Source organism: Melissospora conviva (assembly GCF_049523535.1).
In the GTDB taxonomy this organism is placed as follows: Bacteria; Actinomycetota; Actinomycetes; order Mycobacteriales; family Micromonosporaceae; genus Melissospora; species Melissospora conviva.
The window spans coordinates 565,399-571,784 of the sequence record NZ_JBLLDT010000002.1 but is presented as its reverse complement, the minus strand read 5'-3'; the positions used below and the strand labels follow the sequence as shown (position 1 = coordinate 571,784).

Genomic DNA, 6,386 nt, shown 5'->3' with positions numbered 1-6,386 from the left:
CCTCGTTTTTTTTTATCCTCGACTGGTTCTGGGGCACCGGGCCTATCCTTGGGAAACCCCAGGTGGGCGCCCCCCGCGGAGGCGGGCCCCCTCCACTTCAAGTCAGATCGGGCGAACGTTGTCCGCCTGCGGACCCTTCTGACCCTGGGTCACCTCGAACTCGACCTTCTGGCCCTCGTTGAGCTCACGGTATCCGCTGGAGGCGATCGCCGAGTAGTGAACGAAGACGTCCGGGCCGCCGCCGTCCTGCTCGATGAATCCGAAGCCCTTTTCCGAGTTGAACCACTTGACCGTGCCGGTTGCCATGCATCTCTCCCTGTTCAAGGCGGGTGATCACCGACGACCTGACGGTGATCGCCCCGTACGCCCTGAGAGTAGCGCCCCGAGGGCCATCATGAGGCGCGAAGCGCCCGGCCAGTCGCGGCAATTCGTTGTGTGCGCCGTGTCGGGGCCTCAAAAGGGTGTTGATGCTCACACCGGCGGCCCCCGCGGCGAGGCTCACCAGCCGCGTGCGCGCCACTGCGGCAGCGCCGCGCGCTCCGCGCCGAGCGTGCTGTCCGCGCCGTGGCCGGGGTAGAACCAGGTCTCGTCGGGCAGCCGGTCGAAGAGCTTGTGCTCGACGTCGTCGATGAGCGAGGTGAACCGCTCCGGGTCGGACTCGGTGTTGCCAACCCCGCCCGGGAAGAGGCTGTCCCCGGTGAACAGGTGCGGGAAGCCGGCCGGGTCCCGGTAGAGCAGGGCGATCGAACCGGGTGTGTGACCCACGATGTGGATCACCTCCAGCTCGCAGTCGCCGAATCGGATCGTCTCCCCGTCGGCAACGGTCTGCGCGCTGATCGGCAGCCCGTCGGCGTCGGCGGCGTGCACCAGCGCCCGGGCCCCGGTGGCGGCGACGATCTCCTCCAGGGCGACCCAGTGGTCCATGTGCTGGTGGGTGGTGACAACCGTGCCCAGACCGGACTCGCCAATCAGCTCCAGCAGCCGCGGGGCCTCGTTCGCGGCGTCGATCAGCAGCTGCTCGCCCGTGGAGGCGCAGCGCAACAGGTACGCGTTGTTGTCCATCGGACCGACCGACACCTTGGTGATGGTCAGCCCGTCGAGCGCGCGGACGTCGGGAGCGCCCCCGGTGGAGACGTTTCCGCTGTAGGTCATGGTGGGGCTATCTCCAATTCGGCGGGGTCGGCAACGACCCGGGGGAGACGGTGAGCCCCTCACCCGGAGTCCGGCCGATCAGCCAGCCCGCCAGCTCGCCGGCCGGCCCGCTGACCATCGGCGCCCCGTCCCGCTCGCCGACCACCAGCTCGCGGGCTTCGCCGTCACAGCGCAGCACCATCGCCGGTACGCCGGTGCGGGCGTTGAAGTCGCTCACCACCTCGTACAAGAGACGTTGAGAGTACGCCGCCGACCAGTCCGCGGCTCGGTAGCCGGCCGACAGGTCGACGTGGTGCACCTCGACCTCGCGCAGCCGGCTCCAGACCAGCACGGCCGCGGCCAACAGGCCCTGGCGGGTCTCGACCGGGGCCGCCCAGGCGTCGGCGGGCATCCCCTCGGCGGCCTCGGCGAAGCGTTGCGCGCTCGCCTCCAGATCCGCCAGCTGCCGACCCGGGTCGCGGCCGGCTCCGGCGTCGATGTCGGCGGCACGGGCCTCGGAGCTCGCGTAGGCCGGCCGGTCCTCACCGGTGCGGGCGGCCGAGAGCAGGTTGACCATCGCGTCGGCGTTGCGCGCGACATGCGTGAGCACGTGGCCCCGGGTCCAGCCCGGCAGGAGGGACGGCTGCGCCAGATCCGCCGCGGTCAGCCCGGCGGCGTTGCGCAGCAGGCGGGCGGTGGCGCGGTCGACCTCGCCGAGAAGCAGGAGCGGGTCGGCCGTCACGCTCCGACCCTAAACCCGCGTCGCCGTGTCCGGGTCCGGAAATCGCTTTTCACCAGCGAGGACGGCTCCTACCGTGAGCCCGGACAATCGTCGCCAGGGAAAGCGGTGGGCATGAACATCGATCTGACGGCGCTCGGCTGGACCGGCGGCAACGGCGCCGGGTCGCTGCGCCCCGGTCGCGTCACCCGGGTGGACCGCGGTGTCTGCACCGTGCTCTGCGCCGAAGGGCCGGTGCGCGCGAGCCTGGCCGGCCGGATGCTCGCCACCGCCGCCGGCGACCTCTCCCGGCTGCCCGCGGTGGGGGACTGGGTGCGGATCGGGCTGTGGCCCGACGAGCGCACCACCGTCGAGGAGGTGCTGCCCCGCCGGAGCCTGCTGAGCCGCCGTACCGCCGGCAAGGACGCCAGCGCCCAGGTGCTCGCCGCGAACATGGACGCGGTGGCGGTGGTGGAGCCGGTGCATCCGGAGCCGGACCTGCCCCGCATCGAGCGCCTGCTGGCGCTGGCCTTCGAGTCGGGAGCGCAGCCACTGGTGGTGCTCAGCAAGGCCGACCTCGCCGCTGACGCGGAGATGATCATCCGCGATCTGGCCCGGGTCGCGCCGGGCGTGCCGGTGCTGCCGGTCAGCGCCGAGCACGGCACCGGGATCGACCGGCTGCGCCCGTACGTCGCGGCGGGGCGCACCCTGGCCCTGCTCGGGCGCTCCGGGGCGGGCAAGTCGTCGCTGGTGAACGCCCTGGTCGACGCCGAGGTGCTCGCCACCCAGGCGATCCGTCGGGCCGACGGCAAGGGGCGGCACACCACCACGTACCGGACGCTCGTGCCGGTGCCGGGCGGCGGCGCCGTGATCGACACCCCGGGGGTACGGGGAGTTGGCCTGCTCGATGCCGCCGACGGGCTGGACCAGGCCTTCGCCGATGTCACCGAGCTGATCGACTGCTGCCGCTTCGCCGACTGCGCACACCGGCTGGAAGCGGGTTGCGCGGTGCGCGCCGCGCTGGCCGACGGGGAGCTGAGCCTGCGGCGGTGGGAGAGCTGGGAGAAGCTGCAGCGCGAGGTCGCCTACGAGACGGGCCGGCAGCGGAGCCGCCCTCGCGGCGGGCGGCAGTTCGGCCGTCCGGTGCGGCCCCGCAACCGCCGCAGCGGCTGATCGCCGGCGCCGCGGGGTGGCCGGGTCGGCGGTGTCGGCGCGGGCAAGTGTCGGACCCTGGAGCTAGAGTTGCCGAGGCGTCTTCCGTGGTCCGGTCCGTGCCGGACCACGCCCGCCGTCGCGGGTCCCCGCCGGTCCCGTCCCCGCCGGGCCAGTGCAGTCCTCGCCGGGCCAGTGCAGTCCTCGCCGGGGCCAGCGCAGTCCCCAGCCGGGGGCCAGCGCGGGCCCAGCCGGGGGCCAGCACAGTCCCAGCCGGTTGCCGGACAGGCGCCGCCCACTCGTCATCCGGGGGTACATCGCCAGTGTTGGATCGTCTGATCATCCGCGGCGCGCGTGAGCACAACCTGCGCGACGTCAGCCTCGACCTGCCCCGGGACGCGATGATCGTCTTCACCGGCCTGTCCGGATCGGGAAAGTCGAGCCTCGCCTTCGACACGATCTTCGCCGAAGGGCAGCGGCGCTACGTCGAGTCGCTCTCCTCCTACGCCCGGCAGTTCCTCGGGCAGATGGACAAGCCCGACGTCGACTTCATCGAGGGCCTGAGCCCGGCGGTCTCGATCGACCAGAAGTCCACCTCACGCAACCCCCGCTCGACGGTGGGCACCATCACCGAGGTCTACGACTACCTGCGGCTGCTCTACGCCCGCGTCGGGGAGCCGCACTGCCCGGTCTGCGGCGAGCCGATCTCCCGGCAGACACCCCAGCAGATCGTCGACCGGGTGCTGGCCATGGCCGAGGGCACCCGCTTCATGGTCCTCGCGCCGGTGGTGCGCGGCCGTAAGGGCGAGTACGTCGACCTCTTCGCCGAACTGCAGTCCAAGGGTTACGCGCGAGCCCGGGTCGACGGCGTGGTGCACCCGCTGACCGAGCCGCCGAAGCTCAAGAAGCAGGAGAAGCACACCATCGAGGTGGTGGTCGACCGGCTCACCGTCAAGGCGAGCGCCAAGCAGCGGCTGACCGACTCGGTGGAGGCGGCGCTGGGCCTCTCCGGCGGCTTGGTCCTGCTCGACTTCATCGATCTGCCCGAGGACGATCCGCAGCGCGAGCGGCGCTTCTCCGAGCACCTGGCCTGCCCCAACGACCACCCCCTGGCGATCGAGGACCTCGAGCCGCGGGTCTTCTCCTTCAACGCCCCGTACGGCGCCTGCCCGGAGTGCACCGGCCTCGGATTCAAGAAGGAGGTCGACCCGGAGCTGATCATCCCGGATCCGGAGAAGAGCCTGCGGGAAGGGGCGATCCAGCCCTGGACCGGCGGGCACAGCCTGGACTACTTCCTGCGACTGCTGGAGGCGCTCGGCCAGGCCCAGCACTTCGACCTCGACACGCCCTGGCGCGCGCTTCCCTCCCGGGCGCAGAAGACGATCCTGCACGGCTCCGACGACCAGGTGCACGTGCGCTACCGCAACAAGTACGGCCGCGAGCGCTCCTACTACACCGGTTTCGAGGGCGTGGTGCAGTGGATCGAGCGCCGGCACTCGGACACCGAGTCGGAGTGGTCCAGGGAAAAGTACGAGGGCTACATGCGCGAGGTCCCCTGCGGGGTCTGCGGTGGCACCCGGCTCAAGCCCGAGGTACTCGCCGTCACCATCGCCGGGCGCAGCATCGCCGAGGTCTGCAACCTCTCGGTGGGCGAGTGCGCCGAGCTGCTGGCGCAGCTGACGCTGACCGGCCGGCAGAAGCTGATCGCGGAGCGGGTGCTCAAGGAGATCAACGCCCGGCTGCGCTTCCTGGTCGACGTCGGCCTTGACTACCTCTCCCTGGACCGGCCCGCCGCCACCCTCTCCGGTGGCGAGGCGCAGCGCATCCGGCTCGCCACCCAGATCGGGTCGGGGCTGGTCGGTGTCCTCTACGTCCTCGACGAGCCGTCGATCGGGCTGCACCAGCGGGACAACCACCGGTTGATCGAGACGCTGCAGCGGCTCAAGCGGCTCGGCAACACGCTGATCGTCGTCGAGCACGACGAGGACACCATCCGCACCGCCGACTGGATCGTCGACATCGGTCCGGGAGCCGGCGAGCACGGTGGCCGGATCGTGCACAGCGGCTCGGCGAAGGAACTGCTGGAGAACCCGGAGTCGATCACCGGGGCGTACCTGTCCGGGCGGCGGTCGATCCCGACCCCGGCGCAGCGCCGGCCGTCGACACCGGGCCGGGAACTGGTGGTGTACGGCGCGCGGGAGAACAACCTGCGCAACCTGACCGTGGCGTTTCCGCTGGGGCAGCTCATCGCCGTCACCGGCGTCAGCGGCTCGGGCAAGTCCACGCTGGTCAACGACATCCTGCACGCGGTGCTGGCAAACCAGATCAACCGGGCCCGGCTGGTCCCCGGTCGGCACACCCGGGTCACCGGGCTGGAGCACGTGGACAAGGTCGTCGGCGTCGACCAGTCGCCGATCGGGCGTACCCCACGGTCGAACCCGGCGACCTACACCGGGGTCTGGGACAACGTCCGCAAGCTCTTCGCCGAGACGACGGAGGCGAAGGTGCGCGGCTACGGGCCGGGCCGGTTCTCCTTCAACGTCAAGGGCGGCCGTTGCGAGGCGTGCAGTGGCGACGGCACGCTCAAGATCGAGATGAACTTCCTGCCCGACGTCTACGTGCCCTGCGAGGTCTGCAAGGGCGCGCGGTACAACCGGGAGACGCTGGAGGTCCACTACAAGGGCAAGACCGTCGCCGAGGTGCTGGAGATGCCGATCGAGGAGGCGGCGGAGTTCTTCGAGCCGCTGCCGGCGATCCACCGGCACCTGAAGACCCTGGTCGACGTCGGCCTGGGCTACGTCCGGCTGGGGCAGCCCGCGCCGACCCTCTCCGGCGGCGAGGCGCAGCGGGTCAAGCTCGCCAGCGAGCTGCAGAAGCGCTCCACCGGCCGCACCGTCTACGTCCTCGACGAGCCGACCACCGGCCTGCACTTCGAGGACATCCGCAAGCTGCTGGGGGTGCTCGAAGGACTGGTGGACCGGGGCAACACGGTGATCACCATCGAGCACAACCTCGACGTCATCAAGACCGCCGACTGGCTGATCGACATGGGCCCCGAGGGCGGTCACCGGGGTGGCACCGTCATCGCCACCGGCACCCCCGAGGAGATCGCCGAGGTGCCGGAGAGCCACACCGGCCAGTACCTGCGCCGGGTGCTCGGCATCGACGGTGACGCGGCCGGCAGCCCCGCCGCGACCGACCGGGCGGCCAAGGCCAACGCCACGACCGGCAAAGCGGGCGCAGCCCGCAAGGCCGCCGGCACCGCGAAGGCGACCGGCGCCAAGGGAACGGCCGGCGCCAAGGCGACCGGCACGAAGGCGACCAGCACAAAGGCAACCGGCACGAAGGCGGCCGACGCCAAGGAAACGGCCGGCACGAAGGCGGC

General features: G+C 71.4%; 4 protein-coding genes and 1 pseudogene. 2 read left to right on the top strand and 3 right to left on the bottom strand.

Annotated elements, in window-relative coordinates; translation table 11 throughout:
- Positions 1–102: 102 nt before the first annotated feature.
- The 3 genes from ACK8GG_RS07665 to ACK8GG_RS07655 all read right to left on the bottom strand — a co-directional run bounded on the left by ACK8GG_RS07665 (position 103) and on the right by ACK8GG_RS07655 (position 1,873).
- Positions 103–306, bottom strand: a complete 204-nt coding sequence (locus tag ACK8GG_RS07665; RefSeq protein ID WP_229400095.1) for a cold-shock protein — start codon at positions 304–306, stop codon at positions 103–105.
- Between the two features lie 192 nt (positions 307–498).
- Positions 499–1,152 (bottom strand): MBL fold metallo-hydrolase, encoded by a 654-nt coding sequence (locus ACK8GG_RS07660; protein ID WP_440355922.1) that lies wholly within the window; start codon positions 1,150–1,152, stop codon positions 499–501.
- Positions 1,153–1,159: 7 nt separating this feature from the next.
- Positions 1,160–1,873 (bottom strand): maleylpyruvate isomerase family mycothiol-dependent enzyme, encoded by a 714-nt coding sequence (locus ACK8GG_RS07655; protein ID WP_440352805.1) that lies wholly within the window; start codon positions 1,871–1,873, stop codon positions 1,160–1,162.
- Positions 1,874–1,984: 111 nt separating this feature from the next.
- Here ACK8GG_RS07655 and rsgA point away from each other — a divergent pair, with 111 nt between their 5' ends.
- Both rsgA and uvrA read left to right on the top strand, forming a co-directional pair.
- Positions 1,985–3,022: a ribosome small subunit-dependent GTPase A gene (gene rsgA / locus ACK8GG_RS07650; protein WP_440352806.1), complete on the top strand. Its 1,038-nt coding sequence runs from the start codon at positions 1,985–1,987 to the stop codon at positions 3,020–3,022.
- Between the two features lie 302 nt (positions 3,023–3,324).
- Positions 3,325–6,270 (top strand): annotated as a pseudogene (uvrA, locus tag ACK8GG_RS07645) (excinuclease ABC subunit UvrA); the annotation flags it as partial.
- Positions 6,271–6,386 lie beyond the last annotated feature (116 nt).